This is a genomic window from Mesorhizobium sp. M7A.F.Ca.CA.002.05.1.1 (assembly GCF_003998335.1).
GTDB lineage: Bacteria > Pseudomonadota > Alphaproteobacteria > Rhizobiales > Rhizobiaceae > Mesorhizobium.
The window spans coordinates 1-1,323 of record NZ_RZQI01001234.1 but is presented as its reverse complement, the minus strand read 5'-3'; the positions used below and the strand labels follow the sequence as shown (position 1 = coordinate 1,323).

Annotated in this window: 3 protein-coding genes; all 3 read right to left on the bottom strand. The window is 62.6% G+C overall.

The features are described from left to right. Window positions 1–45: 45 nt before the first annotated feature. From EN939_RS34445 to EN939_RS34435, 3 genes are read right to left on the bottom strand one after another with little or no spacing between them, the layout of a single operon-like run. Window positions 46–318 (bottom strand): hypothetical protein, encoded by a 273-nt coding sequence (locus tag EN939_RS34445; RefSeq protein ID WP_127271048.1) that lies wholly within the window; start codon window positions 316–318, stop codon window positions 46–48. Beyond that, window positions 311–511 (bottom strand): hypothetical protein, encoded by a 201-nt coding sequence (locus EN939_RS34440; RefSeq protein ID WP_127271050.1) that lies wholly within the window; start codon window positions 509–511, stop codon window positions 311–313. Before EN939_RS34440 ends, EN939_RS34445 begins: the two co-directional genes overlap by 8 nt. Window positions 512–513: 2 nt before the next feature. Next, window positions 514–1,209 carry a glycoside hydrolase family 108 protein gene (locus EN939_RS34435; protein WP_127271052.1) on the bottom strand — a complete coding sequence of 232 codons (696 nt, stop codon included), beginning with the start codon at window positions 1,207–1,209 and terminating at the stop codon, window positions 514–516. Window positions 1,210–1,323: the final 114 nt, after the last annotated feature.

The window sequence follows — 1,323 nt, the reverse complement described above, 5'->3', positions numbered from 1 at the left end:
GGGCCGACGTGGCGCACGCTGACAGAAGCAGGAACACCGGGGCTATCAGTGCTTTGCCCATTTAGTCGCCTCCGCTCGGGCTTGGTCGTCTGTCATGCCGGCGGCCTGCCGTTCGGCCGCTGTTGCCTCCCGGTTCATCTCCAGACTGTCCTGGGCGGAGGCCAGGTCTCTGGCCGCCTGCTTGGCCTTGTCCTTGTTGGCGCGGTGAATCCCACCGGCAACGAACAGGCTGACGCCACCGACGACAGCCGCGAGAATGGCCATGATGACCTTGTTGTCGATCACGGCACTGAACAGCCACACCAGCAGCTCAGACATTGGGCTTGTCCTTGACGAAATAGCCGACGAGTCCGCCAACGACATACGGCAGCGGCTCCCAAATCGCCGGATCGGCGAAGTCGGGAAAGTTGTGCACGACAAGTGCCTTCACGATGCCGGCGGCCGACGCCGACACCATGGCCGCTGTCAGCTTGTTCGTTGGCAACGCGCTTGGCTGGCGAACCGTTCGCATGGTCACTTCCTCTTGAAAACGGCACCGACAACCGCGAACAGCAGCCGCCACAGCCAGTTGCGTTCGACGGTCTTCGTTTCGGCAGTCTGGGTTGGCTCGGGATAGACGATCTGCGGCGAAGCTGGCGGAACGGGAGCGGGTACAGGCGTCGACGGAGTGATGACAGGCTGAACCGCGGCTTCCCCCTGCCCTGCCAGAACGAGCGATTGCGAGCGGACGGACTTCACCCGATCGCTCCAGCCGCGCCCAAAAGTGGCCCAGGTCGGCAAACGCTTAAGGAAGGCCAGGCGGTCGTCACAGAGCGCGTCGATGACAACGCCCGCCGGCTTGCCGTTTGCGGCGGCGATGGTCGCTGGGCCTATGCGCCCGTCCTGCGTCACACCGACGACAGCCTGAAGGTACTTCGCAGCCCTGCCTGGCCCGGAATTTACCGCGAAGTCAAAGACGGCGTAATCCACGCCATCAGGGAGTTCAGCCCCAGCTACGGCGTCCCAATAGAACCTGCGATAGACCGTCGCCACCTGGGCATCGCTGATCTTGCGTAGATCCGCCTTTGTCGCATCGGCCTTCACGTAGCGGCGGAAATTGGTGAGCGTCACCCCTTTCATGGTGGCGCCGCCGGGATCGGCTGGATTGTCCGACCAGAGCCCTTCAGATTTCAGAACAAGCGCGAGCGCGTGGGCGAAATTGCGGTCCACGGCTATGCCCTCCAGAACTTGAGACGCGTGTAAATATCGAAGGCGGCAAACCCGGCCGTGAAACCAAAGCCGTCGTTGCTGCGGGTCGTACCGCATCGGTGTTCTATTCTGTAT

Excerpts from the sequence above, each read along its gene's own strand:
- EN939_RS34445 (WP_127271048.1), bottom strand. The coding sequence starts at position 318 with ATGTCTGAGCTGCTGGTGTGGCTGTTCAGTGCCGTGATCGACAACAAG.
- EN939_RS34440 (WP_127271050.1), bottom strand. The coding sequence starts at position 511 with ATGCGAACGGTTCGCCAGCCAAGCGCGTTGCCAACGAACAAGCTGACA.